24 protein-coding genes are annotated in these 24,302 nt (G+C 69.9%); 6 read left to right on the plus strand and 18 right to left on the minus strand.

Features of this window, described 5'->3' with window-relative positions; all coding sequences use genetic code 11:
* Nucleotides 1-76: 76 nt before the first annotated feature.
* From AB3M90_RS10155 to AB3M90_RS10190, 8 genes are all read right to left on the minus strand, one after another.
* Entirely contained in the window at nucleotides 77-802 is a 726-nt protein-coding gene (locus tag AB3M90_RS10155; RefSeq protein ID WP_412952689.1) for a DNA-3-methyladenine glycosylase, read from the minus strand.
* A complete protein-coding gene (locus AB3M90_RS10160) occupies nucleotides 802-2,448 on the minus strand; it encodes a TolB-like translocation protein (protein WP_412951835.1) in 1,647 nt (548 codons plus the stop codon). The genes AB3M90_RS10155 and AB3M90_RS10160 overlap by 1 nt, the downstream gene beginning before the upstream one ends.
* Entirely contained in the window at nucleotides 2,438-3,286 is an 849-nt protein-coding gene (locus AB3M90_RS10165) for a TIGR03943 family putative permease subunit (protein WP_412951836.1), read from the minus strand. Before AB3M90_RS10165 ends, AB3M90_RS10160 begins: the two co-directional genes overlap by 11 nt.
* Nucleotides 3,279-4,325, minus strand: coding sequence for a permease (locus AB3M90_RS10170; protein ID WP_412951837.1), 1,047 nt, complete (start codon nucleotides 4,323-4,325; stop codon nucleotides 3,279-3,281). The genes AB3M90_RS10165 and AB3M90_RS10170 overlap by 8 nt, the downstream gene beginning before the upstream one ends.
* Nucleotides 4,322-4,738, minus strand: coding sequence for a Fur family transcriptional regulator (locus AB3M90_RS10175; RefSeq protein ID WP_029264380.1), 417 nt, complete (start codon nucleotides 4,736-4,738; stop codon nucleotides 4,322-4,324). Before AB3M90_RS10175 ends, AB3M90_RS10170 begins: the two co-directional genes overlap by 4 nt.
* Before the next feature lie 64 nt (nucleotides 4,739-4,802).
* Nucleotides 4,803-5,681: a metal ABC transporter permease gene (locus AB3M90_RS10180; protein ID WP_412951838.1), complete on the minus strand. Its 879-nt coding sequence runs from the start codon at nucleotides 5,679-5,681 to the stop codon at nucleotides 4,803-4,805.
* Nucleotides 5,678-6,532, minus strand: coding sequence for a metal ABC transporter ATP-binding protein (locus AB3M90_RS10185; RefSeq protein WP_412951839.1), 855 nt, complete (start codon nucleotides 6,530-6,532; stop codon nucleotides 5,678-5,680). Before AB3M90_RS10185 ends, AB3M90_RS10180 begins: the two co-directional genes overlap by 4 nt.
* Complete coding sequence (locus tag AB3M90_RS10190; RefSeq protein ID WP_412951840.1) at nucleotides 6,529-7,548, minus strand: metal ABC transporter solute-binding protein, Zn/Mn family; 1,020 nt, start codon at nucleotides 7,546-7,548, stop codon at nucleotides 6,529-6,531. Before AB3M90_RS10190 ends, AB3M90_RS10185 begins: the two co-directional genes overlap by 4 nt.
* A gap of 133 nt (nucleotides 7,549-7,681) precedes the next feature.
* Between AB3M90_RS10190 and AB3M90_RS10195 the strand changes: the two genes are divergently transcribed.
* The gene (locus AB3M90_RS10195; RefSeq protein WP_412951841.1) at nucleotides 7,682-8,575 is read left to right on the plus strand and encodes a CPBP family intramembrane glutamic endopeptidase; all 894 of its coding nucleotides are present in this window, start codon (nucleotides 7,682-7,684) and stop codon (nucleotides 8,573-8,575) included.
* Between the two features lie 56 nt (nucleotides 8,576-8,631).
* Here the strand turns inward: AB3M90_RS10195 and AB3M90_RS10200 are convergent, their stop codons facing one another.
* The 4 genes from AB3M90_RS10200 to AB3M90_RS10215 form a co-directional block, all read right to left on the minus strand.
* Entirely contained in the window at nucleotides 8,632-10,314 is a 1,683-nt protein-coding gene (locus AB3M90_RS10200) for a glycoside hydrolase family 13 protein (RefSeq protein WP_412951842.1), read from the minus strand.
* Nucleotides 10,315-10,387: 73 nt separating this feature from the next.
* Entirely contained in the window at nucleotides 10,388-11,266 is an 879-nt protein-coding gene (locus AB3M90_RS10205; RefSeq protein WP_412951843.1) for a carbohydrate ABC transporter permease, read from the minus strand.
* On the minus strand, nucleotides 11,266-12,135 hold the full coding sequence (locus tag AB3M90_RS10210; protein WP_412952691.1) for a carbohydrate ABC transporter permease: 870 nt from the start codon (nucleotides 12,133-12,135) through the stop codon (nucleotides 11,266-11,268). The genes AB3M90_RS10205 and AB3M90_RS10210 overlap by 1 nt, the downstream gene beginning before the upstream one ends.
* 62 nt (nucleotides 12,136-12,197) lie before the next feature.
* The gene (locus AB3M90_RS10215; RefSeq protein WP_412951844.1) at nucleotides 12,198-13,556 is read right to left on the minus strand and encodes an ABC transporter substrate-binding protein; all 1,359 of its coding nucleotides are present in this window, start codon (nucleotides 13,554-13,556) and stop codon (nucleotides 12,198-12,200) included.
* Between the two features lie 108 nt (nucleotides 13,557-13,664).
* Between AB3M90_RS10215 and AB3M90_RS10220 the strand changes: the two genes are divergently transcribed.
* A complete protein-coding gene (locus AB3M90_RS10220; RefSeq protein WP_412951845.1) occupies nucleotides 13,665-14,885 on the plus strand; it encodes an ROK family protein in 1,221 nt (406 codons plus the stop codon).
* Nucleotides 14,886-15,007: 122 nt separating this feature from the next.
* Here the strand turns inward: AB3M90_RS10220 and AB3M90_RS10225 are convergent, their stop codons facing one another.
* The 4 genes from AB3M90_RS10225 to hisC form a co-directional block, all read right to left on the minus strand.
* Nucleotides 15,008-16,375, minus strand: coding sequence for a dihydrolipoamide acetyltransferase family protein (locus AB3M90_RS10225; RefSeq protein WP_412951846.1), 1,368 nt, complete (start codon nucleotides 16,373-16,375; stop codon nucleotides 15,008-15,010).
* Between the two features lie 53 nt (nucleotides 16,376-16,428).
* A complete protein-coding gene (locus tag AB3M90_RS10230; RefSeq protein WP_412951847.1) occupies nucleotides 16,429-17,409 on the minus strand; it encodes an alpha-ketoacid dehydrogenase subunit beta in 981 nt (326 codons plus the stop codon).
* A complete protein-coding gene (locus AB3M90_RS10235) occupies nucleotides 17,409-18,533 on the minus strand; it encodes a thiamine pyrophosphate-dependent dehydrogenase E1 component subunit alpha (protein ID WP_412951848.1) in 1,125 nt (374 codons plus the stop codon). The genes AB3M90_RS10230 and AB3M90_RS10235 overlap by 1 nt, the downstream gene beginning before the upstream one ends.
* A gap of 86 nt (nucleotides 18,534-18,619) precedes the next feature.
* Nucleotides 18,620-19,687 (minus strand): histidinol-phosphate transaminase, encoded by a 1,068-nt coding sequence (hisC, locus tag AB3M90_RS10240; RefSeq protein ID WP_412951849.1) that lies wholly within the window; start codon nucleotides 19,685-19,687, stop codon nucleotides 18,620-18,622.
* Nucleotides 19,688-19,776: 89 nt separating this feature from the next.
* Here hisC and AB3M90_RS10245 point away from each other — a divergent pair, with 89 nt between their 5' ends.
* Nucleotides 19,777-20,139 carry a type II toxin-antitoxin system death-on-curing family toxin gene (locus AB3M90_RS10245; protein ID WP_412951850.1) on the plus strand — a complete coding sequence of 121 codons (363 nt, stop codon included), beginning with the start codon at nucleotides 19,777-19,779 and terminating at the stop codon, nucleotides 20,137-20,139.
* Between the two features lie 59 nt (nucleotides 20,140-20,198).
* Complete coding sequence (locus AB3M90_RS10250) at nucleotides 20,199-20,603, plus strand: phage holin family protein (protein ID WP_412951851.1); 405 nt, start codon at nucleotides 20,199-20,201, stop codon at nucleotides 20,601-20,603.
* Nucleotides 20,604-20,623: 20 nt separating this feature from the next.
* Here the strand turns inward: AB3M90_RS10250 and AB3M90_RS10255 are convergent, their stop codons facing one another.
* The gene (locus AB3M90_RS10255; protein ID WP_412951852.1) at nucleotides 20,624-21,919 is read right to left on the minus strand and encodes an alpha/beta hydrolase family protein; all 1,296 of its coding nucleotides are present in this window, start codon (nucleotides 21,917-21,919) and stop codon (nucleotides 20,624-20,626) included.
* Entirely contained in the window at nucleotides 21,916-22,179 is a 264-nt protein-coding gene (locus tag AB3M90_RS10260; protein ID WP_412951853.1) for a hypothetical protein, read from the minus strand. Before AB3M90_RS10260 ends, AB3M90_RS10255 begins: the two co-directional genes overlap by 4 nt.
* Before the next feature lie 206 nt (nucleotides 22,180-22,385).
* On the opposite strand from AB3M90_RS10260, the gene AB3M90_RS10265 reads away from it, so the two are divergent.
* Both AB3M90_RS10265 and purB read left to right on the plus strand, forming a co-directional pair.
* On the plus strand, nucleotides 22,386-22,844 hold the full coding sequence (locus AB3M90_RS10265) for a low molecular weight protein-tyrosine-phosphatase (protein ID WP_412952693.1): 459 nt from the start codon (nucleotides 22,386-22,388) through the stop codon (nucleotides 22,842-22,844).
* Between the two features lie 14 nt (nucleotides 22,845-22,858).
* On the plus strand, nucleotides 22,859-24,241 hold the full coding sequence (purB, locus tag AB3M90_RS10270) for an adenylosuccinate lyase (protein WP_412952696.1): 1,383 nt from the start codon (nucleotides 22,859-22,861) through the stop codon (nucleotides 24,239-24,241).
* Nucleotides 24,242-24,302 lie beyond the last annotated feature (61 nt).

Below are 24,302 nucleotides of genomic sequence, written 5' to 3' on the forward strand. Positions count from 1 at the left end.
CCCCTTCGACAGGCTCAGGGAGCCGGCGCGAGGGGAAGCATGCGAACTGCGCACAGGAGCGTGCGCAGACAAAGAGTCAGTCTAGCACGCCGGATGCCGCGGCCTGCGCGCCCCTGCCCCAGCGGAACGACGAGACCGTCGGATCGCCGTCGATCCAGAACCGCCACGGGAACGCGGCCGTGCCGGCGACACCGGCGACCCCGACGCGGGGGCCGCGCGCGACGGCCGTGAGCGGTTCGCCGAGCCACAGCTCGGCGCGTGCGCCGTGCAACTCGGCCCCCGTGATCGCATCGATCGAGTCGTGGAGCGGATGCCGCAGCCCCACCGCCTGCCCGAGCCGACCGGGTCCGCGCGCCAGGTCACGCAGAGCCGCGCGACCGAGCGGAAGAGCGGCGCCGCGACGGCGGGCCGCGGCATCCGTTCCGGCGGTCACCTCGCCGGCGCGCAGCAGCACTCCGTCGCCCTGCCCCTCGGGCCCGCAGACGACGTTGACGCACGAATGGATGCCGTGACTCAGGTACACGTACAGATGACCGGGCTCGCCCCACATGGTGGCGTTGCGCGCGGTGCGGCCCATGCGCGCGTGCGACCCCGGGTCGGCCACCTCGCCGGTCCCCTGCCCGTGGTACGCCTCGACCTCGGTGATGCGCAGCCGCACCTCGACCGGCGCGGCATCCGTCGCCATGTCTCCGGGAACGACCAGGGTGCGCAGCTCGGCGCCGAGCAGCAGAGGCGCCACCTCGACCGCCGGGTGGTGCAGGTCGGCCCGGGTCGCGCGGCGCAGCATCCGCTCGTCGGCCATCAGAACCTCGGCGCCGTCTGGCACCAGGAGGCGTCGAACCCGGTGAGAGCGACCATCTCCTTCCCCGATGCCATGTCGATGAGGTGGGTCTCGACCTTCTCGGGCAGCGGCAGCAGCATGCCGTCGTACGGGTTGTCCGACAGGTCGGGCGCGATCGCGACCGCCGCGTATTGTCCGCTCGGCGACGCGCACACCTGCAGGATCGTGTCGGACGGCCCCACCTCGGTGAGCAGCGACGCCTTCCCGTCGTCGTCGACGCGTACGACCGCCTGCCCGACCGGAATCCCCGCGTCGTTGCGCTGCACGACGTGGCGCAGGGTTCCGTCGGGCAGCGGGATGATCGAGCTCGCCGCGCCGTAGTCGGGATCGGATGCCGCCAGCGGCGCCTCCGATCCGTCGGCGAGGTTCAGCTCCACCACGGTGCCGTCGAGGCGCTCGACGATCGCCGTGTACGTTCCGCGGGAGATGCCCTGGATGGTGGAGGCGAGCCCGAGGGACTGCACGCCCGCGTTGCTCGACCGGTCGACGAGCGACAGGGCGCCGTCGAAGTCGATGAACAGCACCGCCGCGCTGTCTGGCACGAACTGCCAGGCGAAGACGCTCGCCTCGGCTCCGCCGACCTCGATGATCTGCGGCTCGTCGTCGCCGTTCAGCGACTGCGTGACCAGCACGCTGGCCCGCCCCTCGGTGTCGCTGAGCTCGCGGTCGGAGTAGTTGTAGCCGACGAGCCCGCCGCGCTCCGACACCTGGATCGCGCCCACGTAGCCGTCACCGGGGAGCGTCAGCTCGCGCTCGCCCTGCCCGTCGCGGTCGAGCACCAGCAGCCGCGAGCCGTCGTCCTCCTCGACCGAGACCACGAGCTGCCTCGACGTCGCACGGAAGTCGTTGATGCGCGGGTGGGAGAACACCGGGACCGCCTGCTCGCCGCTGAGGTCGGTGCGGAAGATCGTGTCGTCGCCGTCGGCGTCGCGGCGCAGCAGGAACATGGTCGACGCGGGGGTGGTGAAGGTCGTCGTCAGATCGGCCGACGGCCCGCCGCCGGCGCCCGTGACCCCGGCGACCCGCACCGTGTAGTCGGTGCTGTCGTCGAGCGGAACGGTGAAGCGGATGCCGACACCGCGCCCCGACGCATCGACGGTGAACGGCACGGCGGGGTCGACCGTGATCTGCTCGGGATCGATCGCGGCCAGCGGCTGATTCGTGGTGAGGATGACACGGCTGCCAGAGGATTCGATCGCCTGCTCGGGATCGACCTGCACCTCCGACAGACGCGGCCCCTGCAGCAGGCTGAGGATGCCGAGACCCGTGCCGACCAGGATGAGAACGCCGAGCACGGCCCCGAGCGCGAGGAGGAACCGGCGCGGGGGGACGCGGCTTTCCGGGACGGGCCTTTCCGGAGTGGACTCCTCCGGGGCGGATTCCTCCGGAGCGGACTCCTCCGGGGCGGGCGGCAGGTGAGCGGGCGGCGCGGGCTCCGCGCCCTCGCGCTCCGCCGCCTCGCGGGTCGCCGCCTCGCGCTCCGCCGCCTCGCGCGTCGCCGCCTCGCGCTCCGCCGCCTCGCGCTCCGCCGCGGCACGAGCAGCGCGCATCTCCGCGCGCGTCTGCGGGACGGCGGGCACCTCCGGGCGCTCGTCGTCAGTACTCATACGGGTCCTTCGGCTCATCGATCGCGACCACATCGGTGGGCACGACGCGCAGGGCGCCGTCGGCGTCGGCCTTGACGGTTCCGGTGACCTCGACCCATTGCCCGGTCGGATACTCGCCGGGGTCGACGGTGACGGGAAGCGTGGCGGTCTGCGCGTCGATCACGCAGTGCGTGATGACCAGCCGCGTGAGATTCACGTCGTCGTCTCCGGATGCTGCGGGCGTCACGAAGCCGATGAGGGTGACCGGAGCCCCGTCGTAGGCGGTCGTGTTGGTCGCCGTGGCGAACACGCTCGCCCAGTCGCCGACACCGAAGGTCGACGTGTCGGCCACTCCGAGCGTCACGGCGTCGGCGCCGGCGAAGAGGGCGCTCTGCTCGCCGGCTCGCGACATCGCGAGTTCGACGGACAGGGATGCCGGCGGCAGCACGAGCGCGGCGGCCACCACTCCGGTGGCGACGACGCCGCCCGCGACCGAACCGACGACGGCGGCCGTCCGCCGCGACGAGCGCGCCGGACGCCGACCGGATCGCGCGTCGGGGTCGGCATCCGCATCGGGCGCGGCATCCGATTCGTGGTCGTGTCCGTGATCATGTCCGTGGTCGCCCTCTGCGCCGAGGGGCAGCGTGAACGACCAGACCGCTCCGGCGAGCGTCACGACGGCGGCCGCGCACGCGAACCACACCGACTCGGGGCTGATGTAGAGGGTCAGGCGCCCGGTCACGCCGAGGCCGAGCGTGACGACGGCGACGAGGGTCGCCAGCCCGACGCCGAGCCACCGCGTGGCGAGCGCCCGGGCGCGCGCCGACGTGTGTTCCGTCGGAGACGTGTGCTCAGACAACGACGTTCACCCCGATCCCGATGGCGAAGGCGGCGGCCACGACGACCCCCACGATGCCGACGAGCGTGCGGCCCGTGAAGGTTGTGCGCATGAGCGCCAGCATCTTGATGTCGACGAGCGGGCCGACGAGGAGGAACGCGACCAGGGCGCCCGACGAGAACGTCGACGCGAACGACAGCGCGAAGAAGGCGTCGACGTTCGAGCAGATCGCCACCGTCATCGCCAGCACCATCATCGCGACGATCGACAGCACCGGATTCGACCCGATGGCGAGCAGCACGTCACGGGGAACCAGCACCTGCACCGCACCCGCGAGCGCCGATCCGATGACGAGCGCCGGCATGACCGCGCGCAGCTCGACGAGGAACTGCGTGAGGCTGCGGCGCACGGGGGTGCCCGGCTCGTGCGTGACCCGCTCGCACGTGTCGACGAACCGCCGGGTCAGGAGTGCGTCGGGCGACGGATGCCGGCTGTAGATCCAGCCGATGAGGTTCGCGATGAGGTAGCCGCCGACCAGCCGGGCGATGAGGATGCCGCCGTCCCACCCGAACGCGGCGTGGGTGGTGAGGATGACGATGGGGTTCACGATCGGCGCCGCGATGAGGAACGTGAGCGCCTCGGCAGGCGCGAGTCCGCGCATCATCAGCCCCCGGGCGAAGGGCACGTTGCCGCACTCGCACACGGGGATCAGCATCCCGAGCAGCGAGAGCACCGCCCGGCGTGCCCAGGCGCGCTTCGGCAGCCAGCGGTGGATCACGTCGGACGGGAGCCACACCTGCACCACGATCGACAGCAGCACGCCCAGCACCACGAACGGCAGGGCCTCGATGAGCACGCTCAGGGCGAGCGTGAGACCGTCCTGCGCGCGGGTCGGCAGCGCGGCGGGGAACAGCGCCGGCAGGAAGGCGTCGATCAGGAACAGGGCGGCGATGATCGCGATTCCGACGCCGACGCCCATCCATGCCGACCGCGGCGACCGGGGCGGGGCATGCGGATGCCCGCGGCCGGGACGAGTCGCCGTGCCTGCCGTGGGGCTCACGCGTTCGCTGCCCTTTCGGCGTCGCGCTTGTTCGTGCAGGGCGTGCACAGTCCGAAGATGTCGACGACGTGCGCGGCATCGGTGAATCCGTGGAGCGCCGCCGTGCGGTGCGCCCACTGCTCGACGTCTTTGGCCTCGATCTCGACCGTCAGCCCGCACGAGCGGCAGATGAGGTGATGGTGATGGCCCTGCGTGGTGCAGGCCCGGTAGAGGGCCTCCCCCTCGGGGCTCTGCAGCGAGTCGGCGTCTCCGGATGCCGCGAGACCGGCGAGCGCGCGGTACACGGTGGCGAGCCCGATGCCCGTGTTGTCGTCGCGCAGTGACGCGTGGAGGTTCTGTGCGCTCACGAAACCGCGCGCGTCGGCGAGCGCTTCGCGCACGCGTTCGCGCTGCCAGGTGTTCCGCTGAGCCATGCCTACGAGTCTAAACGGCGGGGGTTGGCGGGGGCTGGGAGCGGGGGATGCCGGAACCGCGCTGTCACGCGTGCACGCGCCGCACGCGACTCCGCGCCCGCTGCACGATCCAGCACACGATGTAGATCGTGAACGACAGGGTGGTGATGTAGGGGCTCACCGGCAGGGTGCCGGCGAGCGCCAGCAGGATGCCGCCGACGGCCGACACGAAGCCGAACAGGGCGGCGAGCAGGGGCACCGCCACGGGTCCTGCCGTGACGCGCATCGCCGCCGCCGCCGGTGTGACCAGCAGCGCCATCACGAGCAGGGCGCCGATGATGTGCACGCTCACCGCCACGATGAGCCCGAGCAGCACCATGAACAGCAGGCTCACGGCGCGCGTGGGCACCCCGCGCGCGGCTGCCGACTCGGGATCGAGCGAGTCGAAGCGCAGCGGGTTCCACATCACGAGCAGGCCGAGCAGCACCGCGATGCTGATGCCGATCAGCCACCCGAGGTCGGGGCTCGACACCGACACGATCTGCCCGGTCAGCAGGCTGAAGCGGTTGGCGCTGCGCCCGTCGTAGAGGGAGAGGAACAGGATGCCGAGACCGAGGCCGAACGGCATCAGCACGCCCACGATCGAATTGCGATCGCGCGCCCGGGCGCCCAGCACGCCGATGATGATCGCGGCGGCGAGCGCCCCGCCGAGGGATCCGACGACGACGCTGCCGCCGAGCAGCAGAGCCGCGGCGGCGCCGGCGAACGACAGCTCGCTCACGCCGTGCACGGCGAACGCCAGGTCGCGCTGCATCACGAACACCCCGATGAGGCCGCCGACGATGCCGAGCACGGCGCCCGCGATGATCGAGTTCGCGAGCAGGGCGACGAGCTCGCCGTAGTCCTGGAACGAGAAGACGTCGCTCCAGTCGACCAGCGGGACGATGCCGGTCACGGCGGTCATGCGTGCGCCTCGTGGTCGTGGTCGTGGTGCGGCTCGGCATCCGGAACGCCGACCACCACCAGGCGATCCCCCGCCCGCAGGACGAACACGGGGGTGCCGTAGAGCTCGGTCAGCACCCGGGTCTGCAGCACCTCGTCGGGCGTGCCGAGCACGAAGCGTCCACCGGCGATGTAGAGGATGCGGTCGACCCTGCCCAGGATGGGGTTGATGTCGTGCGTGACGAACAGGATCGACGCGCCGCGCTCGCGTCGCTGCCGATCGATGATGTCGGTCACTCCCCGCTGGTTGGCGAGGTCGAGGTTCGACAGCGGTTCGTCGCAGAGCAGCAGGGCGGGATCGTCGGCGAGCGCCTGACCGACGCGCAGGCGCTGCTGCTCACCGCCCGAGAGCAGACCGACGCGGCGGTCGGCGTAGTGCGAGGCGCCGACCGCGGTCAGCAGCCGGTCGACCTTCGCCCGATCGCCGCGGTGCGGGACGGGAAAGCCGAAGCGGCTGCCGTGCACCCCGAGGGCGACCAGATCACGGGCACGGAGGCTGGTGTCGGGGGCGAGCGGACGCTGCTGGGGGATGTATCCGATACGCGGGTTCCCCCGGTGCACGGGCTCGCCGACCACCCTGATCGTGCCGGATGACAGCGGCTGGAGACCCAGGATGCTGCGCAGCAGTGTGGTCTTGCCCGAACCCGAGGGACCGAGCACCGCGAGGAACTCGCCGGGGTGGACCACGAGGTCGAGTCCCGACCACAGTTCGCGCTCGCCGCGCTGGAGCGCCGCACCCGCGATCTCGAGGACCGGCCGGCCGCGCCCGCCGTCGTCGCGGGGTCCGTGAGCCTGTCGACGGCCCGGACTCACGGTTGGACGGCGGCGGCGAGGCTCTGGATCGCGTCACTCATCCACTCAGCGTACGACGAACCGTTCTCGAGCAGTTCGGTGAAGGCGACCACCGGGATGCCGGCATCCTCGGCCGCCTTCTCGACGCGCTCGGTCTCGGCACCGCCGGTCTGGGCGTTCGTGAGCACGGCCACGACCTCACCCGACTCGAGCACCGTGAGCGTGTCGAGGAGCACGGCGGGCGCGACATCGCTCCCCTCTTCGACCGACTCGGCGAAGCCCTCGGGCGTGACGTCGGTGAGACCCGCGGCGGTGGCGAGGTAGCCGGGAAGCGGTTCGGTGATGACGACCTTCGCCCCGGCCGCCTGCTCCTCGAGGTCTGCGAGGTCGGTCTCGAACCCCTCGAGCTCGGCGACGATCTCGTCGGCTGCGGCCGTGAACTCGGCCTTGCCGTCGGGATCGAGCTCGGTGAGCTGCTCGGCGATCGCCTCGACGACGTGGATCATCGTGTGCGGGTCGAACCAGACGTGCTCGTTGAATCCTTCGATGTGGTCGTGACCCTCGTGGCCCTCTTCCTCGGCGTGGTCGTGCTCCGCCTCCTCGGCGTGGTCGTGCTCCGCCTCCTCGGCGTGGTCGTGCTCCGCCTCCTCGGCGTGATCGTGGCCCTCGTTGCCGGGGAAGTCGTGCGAATACTCGACCGCGCTCACGACGGGCGTCTCGCTCGAGTCGCCCAGAAGAGTGTCGATGAAGCCGTCGTAGCCCCCGCCGTTCTCGATCACGAGGTCGGCGTTCTGCACGGTGAGCCGGTCTCGGGCGCTGGCCTCGTACGAGTGCGGGTCCTGCGTCGCCGAGGTGATGATCGACGTCACCTCGACGCGATCGCCGCCGATCTGTTCGGCGAGCGACCCGTAGACGTTCGTGCTCGCGACGACCTCGATCGCACCGTCGCCGTCGTCCGCGGCGGACGTCGCCGAGCATCCGGTGAGAGCCAGGGCGGCGACCGAGGCGAGAGCGAGGGCGGGGACGAACTTCTTCATGCTCGTACTCTACGCGCTAATGAGAACCATTATCAAACCGAGGGAAGCATCGTTCACACAGTCAGGGCGACCCGTGAAAGGCGGATCACTACGCTCGCGTCGTCCACCTCCGCCCTCTCAGCCGGGAGAACCGATGACCTCCGAGCCCGCCCTCCGCGCATCACGAGCCGATCGTCTCGCTCTCGATGCACGAGCACTCCGACCCACCGTGGTCCTCGCCGCGATCTACGTCTTCGTCTGGCTCATCGCGCCGTTCGTCGAGTTCATCGCGCCCGCCTTCGGCGGCTCTCGGCCGGCGAGTCACGCGGGCGATGTCTTCGGGCTGCTCGGCGACCAGTCCACTCTCGCCGACTACTTCTTCTCATCCGTGGCCTTCTCGATCATCCTCATCGCCGCCGTCATCACCGTGCTCCGGTGGTGGCGGATCATCCAGTTCGAGCCGACGCGGCTGCGCCCTCGAGCCTTCGCCGTGCTGCCGTGGCTGACGACCGCCGCCTTCGCGCTCGCGGTCATCATCGGCATCGCCGCGACGCCGAACCCGTCCCCGTCCCTGGTCGCCCTGCAGGCCGTCGCCATGCTGGGCATCGTCTTCGTGGAGGAGATCGGGTGGCGCGGGGTGGCGGTCGTCGGTCTGCGCGGCTCGCGCTTCCCGGAGTGGTCGGTGTGGCTGATCACATCCGCCGGCTTCGCGCTCATGCATCTGCTCAACCTCGTAGGCGGGGCGGACATCGAGAGCACGGTCTTCCAGCTCGTCTTCACCTTCCTGCTCGGCACCGCCTGCTACCTCGGCCGCCGGGCCGGAGGGCTCTGGCTCGCCGTCGCCGTGCACTTCACGAACAACTTCCTGCAGGCCGCCGCGCAAGGCAGTGTCGACAGTCCCCTCTTCGGAGTCGTCAACGCTCTGGCGCTCGTCGGGCAGATCCTGCTTCTGCTCTCACTGCCCGCCACGATCGTGCTCCTCGTGCTCGAGGCTCGGCGCGCGCGCCGCGGAGTCGCATCCGCCGGAGATCGGGCCGACGCGCCGTAGTCACGTCCCGTCTCGTCTCTGCGCGCCTCGCTCGACGGAACGCCGCACGCCGCGGGTCAGGCGACGAGGCCCTGCGGCGCGAGCCATACCGTGCTCTCCGCCGGAACCGCGCCATCGACCGTGACGCCGAGCACCACGTCGGCCGCATCCGTCCCCAGCTCGAACGGCTCGGTGCCGAAGTTGGCCACCACCTGCCAGCCGTTCGGCCGCGCGAAGCGCAGCACGTCGGGGCGTCCCGTCTCGATCCACTCCAGGCTCTCATCGGCCTGCAGGCGGTGCCGCAGCCGCAGCGCCTCGCGATACAGCGACAGCGACGACGACGGATCGGCCTCCTCGACCTCGACCGCGTACTCGGCGAACCATGCCGGCTGAGGGAAGTGCGCGTCGCCCGACCCGAAGCCGAAGGAGGGGCCGGATGCCGTCCACGGCAGCGGCACGCGGCATCCGTCCCGTCCGAGGCCGTCGAAGGTGTCGTCGCGGAAGAAGGCCGGATCCTGCCGGTCCTCGGGTGCGATCTGCGCGACCTCGTGCAGCCCCAGCTCCTCGCCCTGATACAGGTACGTGCTGCCGGGCAGGCCGAGCAGCAGCAGGGTGGCCGCGTGCGCGCGACGGCGCCCGCGTTCGCGGTCGAGCTGGTCGGCGGGACCGCCGGCGGCGACCCACTCTGTGCCCGGCTTCTCGGGGCGCCCCTCCATCGGCGCGAGCCCGTAGCGCGTGGCATGCCGGGTGACGTCGTGGTTCGAGAGCACCCACGTCGTCGACGACCCGACGGCCTGCGCCTGGGCGAGGTTGTCGGTGATGATCCGGCGGAAGGCCGGCGCGTCGAAGTCGGCGACGAGCAGGTCGAAGTTGAACGCCTGCCCGAGGCTCTCGGCCGAGGCGTACTTCGCCCGGCGCTCGGGGGTCGCCACCCACGCCTCGGCGACGGCGGTGCGCGGCGGGTCGTACTCGTTGAACACGGCTCGCCACTCGGCGTAGATCTCGTGCACGTCGTCACGATCGACGAGCGGATGCGTGCCCGAACCGGGATCGATCCCCTCGAGCTCGGCGCGGCTCGGCAGCGGCTCGGTCAGATCTTTCGTGAGCATGTGCGCCACGTCGATGCGGAAGCCGTCGACCCCCCGGTCCGACCAGAAGCGCAGCGTCTGCAGGAAGTCCTCGCGCACCTCGGGGTGATCCCAGTTGAAGTCAGGCTGCTCCACCGCGAAGCTGTGCAGATACCACTGGCCGTCGTCCACCCGCTGCCACGCGCTGCCGCCGAAAGCGGCGCCCCAGTCGGTCGGCGGCTCGGAGCCGTCGGGACCGGAGCCCTCGCGGAAGATGTACCGATCACGGGCCGCCGACCCACGCCCGGCCGCCAGCGCCTCCTGGAACCACGGGTGCAGGTCCGAGCTGTGATTCGGGACGATGTCGACGATCACCCGGATGCCGCGTGCGTGCAGCGCCTGCACCATGTCGTCGAAGTCGTCGAGCGTGCCCAGCCGCGGGTCGACGTCGCGATAGTCCGCGACGTCGTAGCCGCCGTCGGCGAGCGCCGAGGGATAGAACGGGCTCAGCCACACCGCGTCGATGCCGAGGTCTGCGAGGTAGTCGGCGCGCGAGACGATGCCCGGGATGTCGCCCAGCCCGTCGCCGTTCGCGTCGGCGAAGCTGCGCGGGTAGATCTGATACACGGCCGCCTGCCGCCACCAGGTCGCCGGGTCTTGGGTGCGGGTCTCGGTGAGAATCGCGTCGGTCATGAGGGGGTGGTGCTCCTTCTTTCTTGTTGCGGTCTGGGCGTTCCCTTCGACAGGCTCAGGGACCCAGTGCTCGTCAGCCCTTGACGGCGCCCTGCGTGACGCCCTCCATGACGAAGCGCTGCGTGAACAGGTACGCCAGGATCGCGGGCGCCATCGCCATCAGGTACGAGGCGAAGGCGACGTTGTAGTTGTTGCTGAACTGGTTCTGGAACAGGTTCTGCCGCACGGGCAGCGTCTGCAGCGCCGGGTCGGAGATGATCAGCGACGGCATCATGAAGTCGTTCCAGGCGTAGAGGAAGGCGAAGATGCCGACCGTGGCGCTCATGGGTGCGAGCAGCGGGAAGATCAGCCGCCAGAACGTCTGCCAGGTCGTGGCGCCGTCGATGCGGGCGCTCTCCTCGAGCTCGATCGGAATCGACCGGAGGAACGCCGTGAAGAGCAGCACGCTGAAGCTCAGCTGGAACATCGTGGCCAGGATGATCACGCCGAACGGGTTGTCGAGGCCGACACGTCCGGTGAGCTGGATCTGCGGCAGCGCCACCACGGGGAACGGGATGAACATCGCCGCCAGCAGATAGAAGAACGACCAGCGGAAGAGGCGGTGGTCCCAGTTGCGCACGATCGCGTACGACGCCCAGGCGGCGAGGACGATCGTGGCGATGACGGTGCCGGCGGTGACCAGCAGCGAGATGCCCGCGCCGACGGGGAACTTCGTCAGGTTCCACGCCTCGACGAACCCGTCGAAGCTGAACGGCGCCGGCAGCGAGAACGCGTTGCCGTCGACCGCCTGACCCGTGGTCTTGAGCGACATCGAGATGGTCACGTAGAGCGGAAGCAGCACGGTGACCGCGCACAGGATCAGGATGATCGTCCCCGACCAGTTGACGCGCTCCATGCGCTCGCGGGGCTTCCTGCCTTCAGCGGTGGCGGTGGTGAGGGTCTGCGTCGACATCAGAGTGCGTTCCTTCCGCGCGTCAGCGAGAGCTGGAGGAGGGAGATGAGCACGGCGACGATGAAGAAGATCGTCGCGTTCGCCATCTGGTAGGCGTAGTCGCCGCCGTTGAACCCCGCGATGATGGTCATCGCGACGCTGCGGGTGGCCGTTCCCGGTCCGCCGTTGGTGAGGCCGACGATGATGTCGTAGGCGTTCAGGAAGCCCTTGAACCCGAGGATCACGTTGATCACCACATAGCCGGCGACGAGGGGGATCGTGATGCGGGTCAGCTGCTGCGTCTTGTTCGCTCCGTCGATGCTCGCCGCCTCGTACACCTCCCCCGGCACCGAGAGCAGACCGGCGATGTAGATGAGCAGCGTCCCCGGCACCGCCTGCCACGCGGTGACGATGACGATCGCGATCCACGCGAGCTCGGGATTGGCGAGCAGGCTGGTCTGCAGCCACGGGATGCCGGTGGCGGCACCGGCGGCCGGGATCGAGTTCGAGAACAGGAAGTTGAAGACGTAGGCGATGATGATGCCCGAGATCACCATGGGGATCACGAAGATCGTGCGCAGCCCGGTCTTGAATCGGATGCGGGAGGTGAGTCCGACCGCCAGGAGGAACGCGATCACGTTCACGACGACGACCGTCGCGATCGAGAACCCGAAGGTGAAGAGGTAGCTCTGGAGGATCGACGGGTCGCTGAACATCGCGATGTAGTTCGTGAACCCGTTGAAGCTCCACTCGCCGAGCCCGATGGAGTCGGTGAAGCTGAAGAAGATGCCGATGACGCCGGGCACGGTGATCGCCAGAGTGAAGATCACCAGGGTCGGCAGCAGGAACAGGTAGTAGATCGGCTCGACGCGCTTCGTCTGCCGACGCATCTTCCGCCCCTCCCCGGTGAGGATCGTCGTCGTGCTCGTGGGCGGCCGGGTCGTGGTGGTGGTCATGGCGTGGACTCCTCTGTCTCGCCGGAAGCGTCGGTCTCGCCGGAGGCGTCGCCCGAAGCGGAGGCGTCGCCGGTCGAGGGGATCGGCGCGCGGAAAGCGATGCGCGCCCAGTCGGCGTCCATCGTGCGCAGCGTCGATTCGGTGGAGGCGCCGAGCACCATGGCCTGCGCATAGTTGAAGATCGGCAGCGTCCGGGGGACGAGCACCGACGGGCCCTGATAGATCTGACCGTTGTCGTAGTACTCGATCATCCCCTCGATGCGCGGATCGTCGGGCGGTGCGGCATCCGTCGTCGGGGTGAACCCGAGCTGGGACGCGTTGTACTCCTCGATGTTCTCGGGAAGGAAGAGGTACTCGAGGAAGTCCCGGGCGGCCTCCTTGTGGCGCGACTCCTCCGGGATCATGGCGGCGAGGTCCATGTTGACCCGCACCCCGAGGTCGGCGGGGTCGTCGGTCATCGGCAGCGGGAACGTGCCCAGTTCGAGGTCGGGCGATGTCTTGGCGATCTCGCTGAAGGCCCACGGGCCCTGCAGATACATGGCCGCCTCGCCGTTCGCGAACGCGAGGTTGCCGTCGCCGTAGCCGCGGCTGGCGGCATCCGGATTGGTGTACTCGTCGACGAGCTGCATCATGCGCTCCATCGGCTCGGCGAAGTCGTTCTGGAACGACACCGGCGATTCGGGCCCGACGTCCGTGCCCTCCTCGGCGAGCGCGTCGAAGAACTCGATCACGTCGACCGAGCCGCCGGCCGTGTAGTCGTACCAGCCCTGCGCGACGGTCCAGTCGTCCTTGAACGTGGCGTAGAACGGGTCGATGCCCGCCTGCTTCAGCTGATCGCACACGGCGAGCAGCTCGTCCCAGGTCTGGGGGATCTCGAGGCCCTGCTCCTCGAAGATCTGCTTGTTGTAGATGACGGATGCCGCCATCACCGAGTACGGCAGCGCGCTGGTGCGGCCCTCGCACGACCCGTACTGCTCCATGAGCGGCTGCAGGTCGTCGCGGATCCCGGCCGCGGCCTCGGTCTCGGACAGGTCGCTGAGCGCGCAGCGCTGCACGAACCGCGCGACCTCGTAGTTGTAGTTGGCGAGCATGATGTCGGGAGGATTGCCTCGCACGAAGCTGGCCGACACGACGTCGACACCCGAGGTGTCGATCTCGACCCGCACCTCGTCTTGCGAGGAGTTGTACTCCGCCACGAGCTCGGTCATGAACTCGATGGCCTCGCGCTTGCTGAAGGTGAAGCGGATCGTCTCCGCCCCTCCGCCTGCCGCGCAGCTCGTGAGGGCGGCGCCGACCAGCGTGAGCCCGAGGGCTCCCGCCGTCATCCGCAGCGCGCGTGTTCGTTTGTCAGACACCGTCGTCCTTCCATCGCTTCATCGCTGTAGATGCGCACACTAAATCTAGTGAGCGAATTTACTCCGTCGAGAGGTACTGTCTCATTTGGACGACGGGAGGTCAAGACCGTGGCGGAAGTGTCAGCGGGACTGGGCACGGGGCGCGCGAGCGTCGCGGCCGTGCTCGACTTCGCCTGGACCGCCGGCGAATTCACCGCCACCGAGGCGATGGCGGGCACATCGCTCACCCGCTCGACGACCATCGACGCCATCGACACCCTGCTCGGCGCGGCGGTGCTGCGGGAGCTGCCGAACGCCCGGGTGGCGGGCGCCTACCGGTCGGGACGCCCCGCTCGGCGCTTCGCGCTCTCCCCCGACCTCGGTGTCGTCGTGGGGATCGACGCCGGTGACACGCATCTGGCGGTCACCGTCGCCGATGTGCTCGATCGCACGCTCGTCCATCATCGCGTCGAGGTCGACCCCGCGCACTCCGGCGCGCAGCGACGCCGGACGATCGTCGAGCATGTGGATGCCGCGCTGGCCGAGGCCCACGTGTCGCGGGATGCCGTTCTCGCCGTGTGCGCCGGCGTCGCCGCTCCGGTCGACCGCGATGGGATCTCACCGCCCCACCCCGACGGCTTCTGGGAGCGCACCAACCCCGGACTCGCGGAGGCGCTGCGCGAGCGGGCCCCCGTGGTCGAGATCAAGAACGACGCGCTGCTGGCCGCGACCGCCGAAGGCGCCGACGGTGCGGCGATCGGATGCCGCGACTACGTTGCGCTCCTCGCGAGCGAGCGCTTCGGCGGCGGTGTCGTCGTCGACGGCCACGTGCTGCACGGGGCGCACGGCGGCGTCGGCGAGGGCGTGGTGTTCGACCACATCGTCGGCGTGGAGTCGGCCTCCGGTCTGCGCCACTGGGTGCAGGACCAGGCCAGGGCGGCCGTCGAGGCGGGAGAGGTCGACGCCGACGGCTCGATCGGCCGCATCGTCGCAACGGACCGGGTGGACGCGCGGCTCGTGCTGACGCTCGCCGCCTCGGGGGATGCCGACGCGCTGCGGGTGACCGAGCGCGTCGGGGCCATCGTCGCCCGCATCGTCGGCGTGCTCGGCAGCATGTACGACCCGGCGCGGGTGATCATCTGCGGCGCCGTGGCCGAGAGCATCGAGCCCGTCCTCGCGGCGGCGCGTCGGATGCTCCCCGCCGAGCTGCACCTGCCCGCGCCGGAGCTGCTCGCGTCGACGCTCGGCGCCGAGGTCGTGTCGGTCGGCGCCGTCGCGACCGCGCGGAAGGCGGCCCGCGAGCGCGCGGTGCCCCTGCTCGCGGAGCAGCGGCTCAGCCTGCGGGCGTAGCGGGCGGCATCCGCTCTGCGTTCGCCGCGCGGAGCGAAGGAGATCTCACGACCTGAAGGAGCGCTCGGGCGATCCCGTCCTTCACAGCGTGCGATCTCCTTCACTTCGGATGCTGCGCGGGCTCAGTCGACGAGCAGCGCGGGCTCCTCGAGCACGGATGCCACGTCGGCGATGAACCGGCTCATGCCGTCGCCGTCGATCACGCGGTGGTCGAACGAGCCGGCGACCGTGGTCACCCAGCGCGGACGAACCTCGCCGTCAACGACCCACGGCTTCTGGCTGATCGTGCCCATGGCCACTATCCCGGCTTCGCCGGGGTTGATGATCGGCGTTCCGGCATCCATCCCGAAGACCCCGATGTTGGTGATCGTGATCGTGCCGCCCTGCTGGTCGGCGGGCGAGGTCTTGCCCTCGCGCGCCGTGACGGTCAGGCGGTTCAGCGCCCTGGCGAGATCCTTCATGCCGAGGTCCTGCGCGTCTTTGATGTTCGGCACCAGCAGTCCGCGCGGAGTCGCCGCCGCGATGCCGAGGTTGACGTAGTGGCGCACGGCGATCTCGGCACCGGCATCCGTCTCGATCCAGGCGGCGTTGACCATCGGTGTGCGCCGGGCCGCCCAGATCACGGCCCGTGCCATGATCAGCAGCGGCGAGACGCGGATGTCGGCGTAGTCGGGCGAAGCCTTCAGCCGCTTGACGAGTTCCATCGTGCGGCTCGCGTCGATCTCCTTCCACACCGTCACGTGCGGCGCGGAATAGGCGCTCTGCACCATCGCCGACGACGTCGCCTTGCGCACGCCCTTCACGGGGATCGACTCGGTGCGATCGCCGTCGTTCGACGCGGTCGTCGGCGCCAGCCCGCGCGCGAGTCCGACCGGAGGGCTCTGCGGCGCCGGCACTGTCTCCTCGCGCACATCGCCCCACTCCGGCGTCTCGATGTTGCGGAACACGCTCGCCTGCGAGGCGTGCTTCATGACGTCGTCGCGCGTGACCTCGCCGTCAGCACCGGTGGCCGCGACCGATGTGAGATCGACGCCGAGGTCGCGCGCGAGCTTGCGGATCGGCGGCTTCGCGATCACGCCGACCGACGACCGCACCTTTTGCCAGGTGGTTGCTGAGCCTGTCGAAGCACGCTTGCGTCGAGACGTCGCACCGCCGCCGGTGCCGTAGCCGACGAGCACGGATCCGCCGCCCTCCTCGGGTGCGGGAGCCTCGGCGGTCGCGATGACCCCGGGTCCGGCGTCGTCGCGGGCGTCGGTCACGAACGTGATGATCGGCGTTCCGACCTCGACCGTCTCGCCCTCGGCGACCAGCAGCTCACCGACGACACCGGCGTGCGGCGACGGCAGCTCGACCAGCGACTTCGCCGTCTCGATCTCGCAGATCACGTCGTTGATCGCGACCGTGTCTCCTGGGGCGACCTTCCACGCGACGATCTCGGCCTCGGTCAGACCCTCGCCGACGTCGGGGAGGGTGAAGTTCTGCGTGCTCATGATTGATCCTTACTGCGTTTCGTCTCGCTGCGCTCGCTCAACGACCAGGGTCGTCAGTAAGCCAGGGAACGGTCGACGGCTTCGAGGATGCGGTCGGCATCCGGCAGGTACGCGCCCTCGAGCTTCGCGGGCGGGAAGGGGGTGTCATACCCCGACACCCGCAGCACGGGGGCCTCGAGTGCGTAGAAGGCGCGCTCCATGACGGTCGCCGCGACCTCGGAGCCGAGGCTCGTGAAGCCCTGCGCCTCCTGCGCGTAGACCATGCGTCCGGTCTTACGCACAGACCCGAGGATCGGCTCGTAGTCGATCGGCGACAGCGACCGCACGTCGACGACCTCGCAGCTGGTGCCCTCGCCCTCGGCGAGGGCGGCCGCCTGCAGCAGCGTCGTGACCATCGCGCCGTGCCCGACCAGAGTGACGTCGGACCCGGTGCGCACCACGCGCGGGGCGTGCAGCGGCGCGGCGGAGGCATCCAACTCGACCTCGCCCTTGGGCCAGTAGCGGCTCTTCGGCTCCATGAAGATCACCGGATCGTTCGACGCGATCGCCTCCTGGATCATCCAGTACGCGTCGTTCGGCGTCGACGGCGACACCACCCGCAGACCCGGGGTGTGCGTGAAGTACGCCTCCGGGCTCTCCTGATGGTGCTCGACCGCGCCGATATGCCCGCCGTACGGGATGCGGATCACGATCGGCAGGCTCAGCGAGCCCTCGTGACGGTTGGTGAGCTTCGCGAGCTGCGTCGTGATCTGATCGAACGCCGGGAACACGAACCCGTCGAACTGGATCTCGACCACGGGACGGAATCCCGTCATCGCCAGACCGATCGCCGTGCCGACGATCCCCGACTCGGCGAGCGGGGTGTCGAGCACCCGCTTCTCGCCGAAGTCGCGCTGCAGATGCTCGGTCACACGGAAGACGCCGCCGAGCTTGCCGATGTCCTCGCCCATGAGGATGACCTTCGGGTCGTCCTCCATCGCCTTGCGCAGTCCCGCATTCAGGGCCTTGCTGAACGGCATCGTCTCGAGAGTCATCAGCTGCCTCCCTCGAACGAGGCCTCGTACCGCGCCTGCCACGCCTTCTGCTCCTGGATGAGCGGATGCGGGTCGCTGTACACATGGTCGAACATCCGGCTCACCGGCGGCGGGCCGAGCTCGACGGTGCGCGCGCGCAGGTCTTCGGCCGCGTCCGCCGCCTCGGCGTCGGTGTCGGCGAAGAAGGATGCCGGCGCTCCCCGTCCTTCGAGGAAGGTGCGCATCCGAGTGATGGGGTCTCGCAGCGCCCAGATGTCCTCTTCGTCGGTGTGGCGGTACTTCGTGGGGTCGTCGCTGGTGGTGTGGGCGCCGAGTCGGTAGGTGACGGCCTCGATCGCCTGCGGCCCGCCGCCGCCGCGCGCCGCGTCGAGCGCCACGCGCGAGACCGCATAACTGGCGAGCACGTCGTTGCCGTCGACCCGCACACTGGGGATGCCGTAGCCGGCGCTGCGCTGCACCAGCGGCACCCGCGACTGCGTCGTCACCGGCACCGAGATGGCCCAGTGGTTGTTCTGCAGGAAGAAGACCGTCGGCGCCTGATAGCTCGCGGCGAAGACCATCGCCTCGTGCACGTCGCCCTGGCTGGAGGCGCCGTCGCCGTAGTAGACGATGACGGCCTCGTCGCGCTCGGGGTCGCCGGTGCCGGTGCGCCCGTCGAACGAGAGGCCCATCGCGTAGCCGGCGGCGTGTAGCGTCTGCGAACCGAGCACCAGCGTGTAGAGGCGCGTGTTGCCGTTCTTCGGGTCGGTCGGATCCCACCCGCCGTGCGAGACGCCGCGCATGAGCTTGATGATGTCGACGGGGTCGACGCCCCGGATGCGGGCGACGACGTGCTCACGGTACGACGGGAAGATCGTGTCCTGCGCCCGTGCCGCACGGCCGGAGCCGACCTGCGCCGCCTCCTGTCCGCGGCTCGGCGGCCACAGCGCGAGTTGCCCCTGCCGCTGGAGGTTGGTCGCCTGGGTGTCGATGGCGCGGATGACGACCATGTCCCGATAGAACTGCTCGAGCTCTGCGTCGCTGATGGCCTCGATGAGGGGCAGGTACTGTTCGGCTGCCGGGCTCGGGGCGAAGCTGCCGTCGGCGTCAAGGACACGCACGAGGGGGGTCTCGGGGGTACTCACGCGCTCCACGCTACCCGCGGCCGCATGCCAGGTCACGTATACCTAGGACGCCCTCGTAACTGCCGGGAATCCGAAGAAAAGGCCGATCAGCGCACGATGGCGGCGACCGCGAGCACTCGGTCGACCGACTCCTCCTCGCCCACCGAGATGCGGATGCCGTCGCCCGCGAACGGACGGACGACGAGGTCGTTCTCCGCGAATGCGGCAGCCGCGGCATCCGTCTCGGCGCCCGTCGGGAGCCAGACGAAGTTCGCCTGGGACTCCGGGACGTCCCACCCCTGCGCCCGGAGACCCTCGATGAGTCGGGTGCGGCGATCGACGATCACGGAGACGCGCTCGAGCAGCTCGGACTCGGCGTCGAGACTCGCGATGGCGGCGTTCTCGGCAGCCGATGTGACGGACAGCGGGATGCCGGTGGTGCGCGCCGCGTCGAGCACCTTCGCGTTGCCGATCGCGTAGCCGACGCGCAGGCCGGCGAGACCGTAGGCCTTCGAGAACGTGCGCAGCACGACGACGTTCGGATGCTGCTCGAACACGCGCTCGGTGAGACCGTCGATCGCGTCGGTATCGGTCACGAACTCCGCGTAGGCCTCGTCGAGGATGACGAGGACGTCCGACGGCACCCGCTCGATGAAGCGGGTGAACTCGGAGCGCGTGATGATCGGGCCCGTGGGGTTGTTCGGGGTGCAGAGGATGACGGCGCGCGTGCGGTCGGTCACGGCATCCGCCATCGCATCGAGGTCGTGACGCGATCCGGCTGTGAGCGGCACCTGCACGCCGGTCGCGCCGGCGACGAGCGGCAGGCTCGGATACGCCTCGAACGACCGCCACGCGTAGACGACCTCGTCGCCGACGGATGCCGTGGCGAGGATCAGCTGGTGCAGGATCGAGACGCTGCCCGCCGCGACGTGCACCTGATCGGGCTCGACTCCGTATCGAGCACCGAGGCGCTCACGCAGGCGGAGCGCGGTCGCGTCGGGGTACCGGTTGATCGGCGTCGTGCGCTTCAGCGCCTCGACGACCGACGGAAGCGGCTCGAAGGGGTTCTCGTTGCTCGACAGCTTGAACGCGTCGGGTCCGGCCTGCTTGCCCTGCCGATACGGCGCGAGGGCGGCGATGGCGGGGCGGACGCGCGGAAGGATCGGGTCGGTCACAGGACCACTCTAGATTCCACGCAAGCCGTCGGCATCGCCCGCGATGTCGCCGACCGCTACTCGGAGCTGCTGAAGCGGCTGGAAGACGCGTGACCCGGTACCCCGAACTCCCGCAGGCGATGGGCATACTTCAGGATCTGGGCCTTCACGTCCGCGACATCGGCCTGCTGTCGTCGGCCCTCGCACGGCCGTCCAGTTCGATGTTCGGTGTCGAGGCTTACCCCGAGCTCGAAGTTAAGGCGGCATCTCTGCTGTCGTCATTGAGCCAGAACCATCCGCTGTCCGACGGGAACAAGCCGTTCTCCTGGGTCGCCACTCTGACGTTCCTGGAACTGAACGGCGTGCGGATCGATATCGACATCGACACCGCTTTCTCCCTCGTGCTGAACACCGCTCAGAGCAAGACCACGCTGGACGAGATCGCTGATGCCTTCCGCGCACATTCTTTGTGACATCCCCCCCGCCCGCTTCTCCTGACATCGACGCACCCTCGTGCGAGACTGGCCTGACCATGCGCTTCATCATCCGAGTCGTCGTCAACGCCTTCGCCCTCTGGGTCGTCACGCTGATCCCCGTCCTGCAGGTGACGATCATCGCGTTCCCTCCGGGAGAGACGCTTCAGCTCGTGCTCACCCTGCTCGCGGTCGCGGCGATCTTCGCGCTGGTGAACACGATCATCGGCACGATCGTGAAGATCGTCGCCTTCCCGCTCTACATCCTCACGCTCGGCCTGATCGGCTTCGTGATCAACGGCTTCCTGCTGTGGCTCACCGCCTGGATCACGAGCGGCTGGGAGTGGGGCCTCCGCGTCGAGCATTTCTGGTGGGGTGTGGTGGCCGCGATCCTCATCTCGCTCATCAACGGGGTGTTCGGCTTCATCCTGCGACCGCAGAGCAAGAAGAGCCGCCGCGACTGACGCCGCCTCGACCGCCCGATTCATCGGGTGTCCGAACGCTCGGCCCGGTACTCGGTGCGCTCGACCGACACGGCGCTGCCCAGCTCGGCCCAGTAGTCGTCGAGCGCCACGGCGCGCGGGTCGGCCGAGTCGTCGACCATCTCGGCCGTCTCGACGTACGTGTCGAGCGAGTGGGTGGCGAGCCAGAAGTCATCGATCCACCGACCCGGGCTGCCGATCCTCGACGCCGTGAAGCTGTCAGGGGAGCCGGTGCCGTCGGGCGAGCCGCCGCCCGCGAGCGACCGCACGACGTCGTCGGTGTGCGACATCTGCACCAGCAGCTGGTCGTCGTCGAGCGTGGGTTCGGTCGGGCTTCCCGCGGTGATCAGCACGCCGACCTCGAAGTCGCTCTCCATCGCCAGATGCGAGCCGATCATGCCCCCTTGGGAGTGCCCGACGACGTCGACGCGATCGCCCGGTTCGGCCCCGGCGGCCGCGAGCGCGTCGAGCGTGGCCTGATACGACTCCGACATCCGACCGGTGTAGAGCTGCAGGTTCGACGTCATGTCCCACGGCTCGTGGTCGTCGCCCGGCCCCGGCATCCCCGCCTGGGTTCCCTTGATGTAGGCGACGAACCTCGTCTCGCCGCTCGGCATCACCAGCTTCTCGACCGCGATCTGAGCTCCGCCCGACGACGGCATCGCGCGGAGGGCGCCGGCGAGACTCTCCGGAGGGGTCGCGGAGTCGCTCCGGTGCACGGCGGTCACCGTGACGGGCTCGGCTCGACCCTTCAGCGTCATCCCCGGCAGGAGCTTGCCGAGACCGGCGGTGGCGCCGATCAGACCTCCCGCCGAGAAGACCTGCGGCAGCTGGCCCGAGAGGTCGAACTGGGCGTCGAGCCCGGCGAAGCGCCCGCCTCGCCAGCCCGCGTCGAGATAGTCGGCCATCGGGCCGAGGCGCTCGTCCGACGCCAGCAGACGGTCGAGCCGGGCCTGCACATCCGCCGCTCCCGGCCCTCCGGTGATCTCCAGAGCACGTGCCTCGGCCCGCAACTCGACCACCTCGAAGGCGTCGGCCATCAGGAACGTGCCCGCACTCGCCTCCTCGACCTCGGCCCGCAGCTCGGCGACGTGCTGCCCGCTCGCCCACAGGCCGTCGAGGTCGACGAGCGGCCGGAGTCCCGGGTCGGCCGCGACCGAGGCGTGCGCGCTCCCGATCGCGCTCCGCGCCTCTCGATAGTGCGTCGCCACCGCCAGCATCCGGCCTGCCACGTCTCGGAGCGCTTCGGTGTCGACCGCGATCGCTCCGCCGTGATGGATGTCGAGCCCGTCGCTCATGTCGCCTCCGCCGCCGTCAACTCCCAGAGGCGGGCCTGAAGAGCACCGGCCTCGGCCGAGGTGCGACCGATGAAGCGCTCCATCAGGTCGAGCAGACCGCGGACGCCGTCGGACTCCCACCGGACGTCGGGTCGAAGGCCGATGAGAGACGATCCCGCCAGCTCGAGTGCGTCGACGGCTGCGGCGATCTCGCGACGTGCGGACTGCAGCGCCCACGGGTCGATCGTCGGAAGCGCGTCATGAGGGATGAGGAGAGGCATGACTCCAGCATCCGAGACGGGAGGCGACGCGAGGCGGCCGATCCGCCCGTCCCGTGGACAGGTGCGAACAGGTCGGCTCTGTGCAGGAGGTGCGTTGCGGATCGACGCTGTGCACGACCGCCGCCGACCGGCAGAATGGGTGCGTGACTTCCCCGGATCCCTTCCGCGTGGTCTTCGTCTGCACGGGGAACATCTGCCGCTCGCCCATGGCCGAAGTCGTCTTCCGCGACCTCGCCGAGCGGCAGGGACTCGGCTCGCGGATCATCTCCCGCAGCGCCGGAACGGGCGACTGGCACCTCGGCGAGCGCGCCGATCACCGCACGATCGACTCGCTCGCCCGGCGCGGCTACGACGGGTCGCAGCACCGCGCGCGGCAGTTCACCGCGGCGAACTTCGCCGACAACGACCTGGTCGTGGCGCTCGATCGGACGCACGAACGCATCCTGCGCGAGTGGGCCCGCGACGAAGACGAGGAGGGCAAGGTGACGCTCCTGCTCTCGTTCGACCCGAACGCGAGCACGCACGACGTGCCCGATCCGTACTACGCGGGCGCCGAGATGTTCGATTCGGTGCTCGGTATGATTGAGGCCTCGACTCGAGGCCTGTTCCGCCAGCTCGAACCGGCTCTTCGACTCCCCCGCACGCCCCGGACCTCCGGGGCCTGATCAGGAGGACTCCCCTGACTTTCACGCCTTCGCTCCCGCCCCAGCCCCTGAGCCCTCTCGACGGCCGCTACCGCGGCGCCGTCACGGGGCTCGCCGACTTCCTCTCGGAGGCGGGGCTCAACCGCGCGCGGGTCGAGGTCGAGGTCGAGTGGCTGATCGCCCTCACCGACCGTTCGCTGTTCGAGACCACCCCCCTGTCGGATGCCGACAAGGAGCGCCTCCGCGCCCTGTACCGCGACTTCGGGCAGGCTGAGATCGACTGGCTCGCCGAGAAGGAAGCCGTCACCCAGCACGACGTCAAAGCCATCGAGTACCTCGTGCGCGATCGCCTCTCGACGCTCGGGCTCGACGCGATCGCCGAGCTCACCCACTTCGCGTGCACGAGCGAGGACATCAACTCCGCCTCTTACGCTCTCACGGTCAAGCGCGCGGTCGAGCAGGTCTGGCTGCCGGCGCTCGACACCGTGATCGCGAAGCTGCGCGAGCTCGCGGCCGAGCACGCCGACGCGGCGATGCTCTCGCGCACCCACGGCCAGCCCGCGACGCCGTCGACCATGGGCAAGGAGCTCGCGGTCTTCGCGTGGCGCCTGGAGCGCGTGCGCGGCCAGATCGCGGCATCCGACTACCTGGCGAAGTTCTCCGGCGCGACGGGCACCTGGTCGGCGCACCTCGCCGCCGACCCCGACGCCGACTGGCCGACGATCGCCCGCGAGTACATCGAGGGGCTGGGCCTCGGGTTCAACCTGCTGACGACGCAGATCGAGTCGCACGACTGGCAGGTCGAGCTGTACGACCGGGTGCGGCACGCCGGCGGCATCCTGCACAACCTCGCGACCGACGTTTGGACGTACATCTCGCTCGGCTACTTCGCGCAGATTCCCGTCGCGGGCGCGACCGGGTCGTCGACGATGCCGCACAAGATCAACCCGATCCGCTTCGAGAACGCCGAGGCGAACCTCGAGATCTCGGGCGCCCTGCTCGCGTCGCTGGGCCAGACGCTCGTCACGAGCCGGCTGCAGCGCGACCTCACCGACTCCACCACGCAGCGCAACATCGGCGTCGCGTTCGGCCACTCGCTGCTCGCGCTCGACAACCTGCGCCGCGGCCTGAACGCGATCTCACTGTCGCGCGACGTGCTGCTCGCCGACCTCGACGTGAACTGGGAGGTGCTCGCCGAGGCCATTCAGACCGTGATCCGCGCCGAGGTCGTCGCCGGTCGCTCGACCATCCAGGATCCGTACGCCCTGCTGAAAGAGCTCACCCGCGGGCACCGCGTCGGCGCCGAGGACCTCGCGGCGTTCGTCGAGACGCTGGAGATCGGGGATGCCGCCAAGCAGCGCCTGCTCGCCCTCACCCCCGCGACCTACACGGGCCTCGCCGAGCAGCTCGCGCGCTGACCCGCGCGGCCGCGGCGCTCGCGACCGCGCGAGTCGCCGAGACCCCGCCCTGCCGTCCAGA

Source organism: Microbacterium martis (assembly GCF_047246685.1).
Taxonomy (GTDB): domain Bacteria; phylum Actinomycetota; class Actinomycetes; order Actinomycetales; family Microbacteriaceae; genus Microbacterium.

Coding starts and splice junctions, on each gene's coding strand:
- AB3M90_RS10210 (WP_412952691.1), bottom strand. CDS start 12,135: ATGCGTCGGCAGACGAAGCGCGTCGAGCCGATCTACTACCTGTTCCTG.
- AB3M90_RS10180 (WP_412951838.1), bottom strand. CDS start 5,681: ATGACCGCCGTGACCGGCATCGTCCCGCTGGTCGACTGGAGCGACGTC.
- AB3M90_RS10155 (WP_412952689.1), bottom strand. CDS start 802: ATGGCCGACGAGCGGATGCTGCGCCGCGCGACCCGGGCCGACCTGCAC.
- AB3M90_RS10200 (WP_412951842.1), bottom strand. CDS start 10,314: ATGACCGACGCGATTCTCACCGAGACCCGCACCCAAGACCCGGCGACC.
- AB3M90_RS10250 (WP_412951851.1), top strand. CDS start 20,199: ATGCGCTTCATCATCCGAGTCGTCGTCAACGCCTTCGCCCTCTGGGTC.
- AB3M90_RS10190 (WP_412951840.1), bottom strand. CDS start 7,548: ATGAAGAAGTTCGTCCCCGCCCTCGCTCTCGCCTCGGTCGCCGCCCTG.
- AB3M90_RS10160 (WP_412951835.1), bottom strand. CDS start 2,448: ATGAGTACTGACGACGAGCGCCCGGAGGTGCCCGCCGTCCCGCAGACG.
- AB3M90_RS10265 (WP_412952693.1), top strand. CDS start 22,386: ATGGCCGAAGTCGTCTTCCGCGACCTCGCCGAGCGGCAGGGACTCGGC.
- AB3M90_RS10175 (WP_029264380.1), bottom strand. CDS start 4,738: ATGGCTCAGCGGAACACCTGGCAGCGCGAACGCGTGCGCGAAGCGCTC.
- AB3M90_RS10195 (WP_412951841.1), top strand. CDS start 7,682: ATGACCTCCGAGCCCGCCCTCCGCGCATCACGAGCCGATCGTCTCGCT.
- AB3M90_RS10225 (WP_412951846.1), bottom strand. CDS start 16,375: ATGAGCACGCAGAACTTCACCCTCCCCGACGTCGGCGAGGGTCTGACC.
- AB3M90_RS10260 (WP_412951853.1), bottom strand. CDS start 22,179: ATGCCTCTCCTCATCCCTCATGACGCGCTTCCGACGATCGACCCGTGG.
- AB3M90_RS10205 (WP_412951843.1), bottom strand. CDS start 11,266: ATGTCGACGCAGACCCTCACCACCGCCACCGCTGAAGGCAGGAAGCCC.
- AB3M90_RS10230 (WP_412951847.1), bottom strand. CDS start 17,409: ATGACTCTCGAGACGATGCCGTTCAGCAAGGCCCTGAATGCGGGACTG.
- AB3M90_RS10255 (WP_412951852.1), bottom strand. CDS start 21,919: ATGAGCGACGGGCTCGACATCCATCACGGCGGAGCGATCGCGGTCGAC.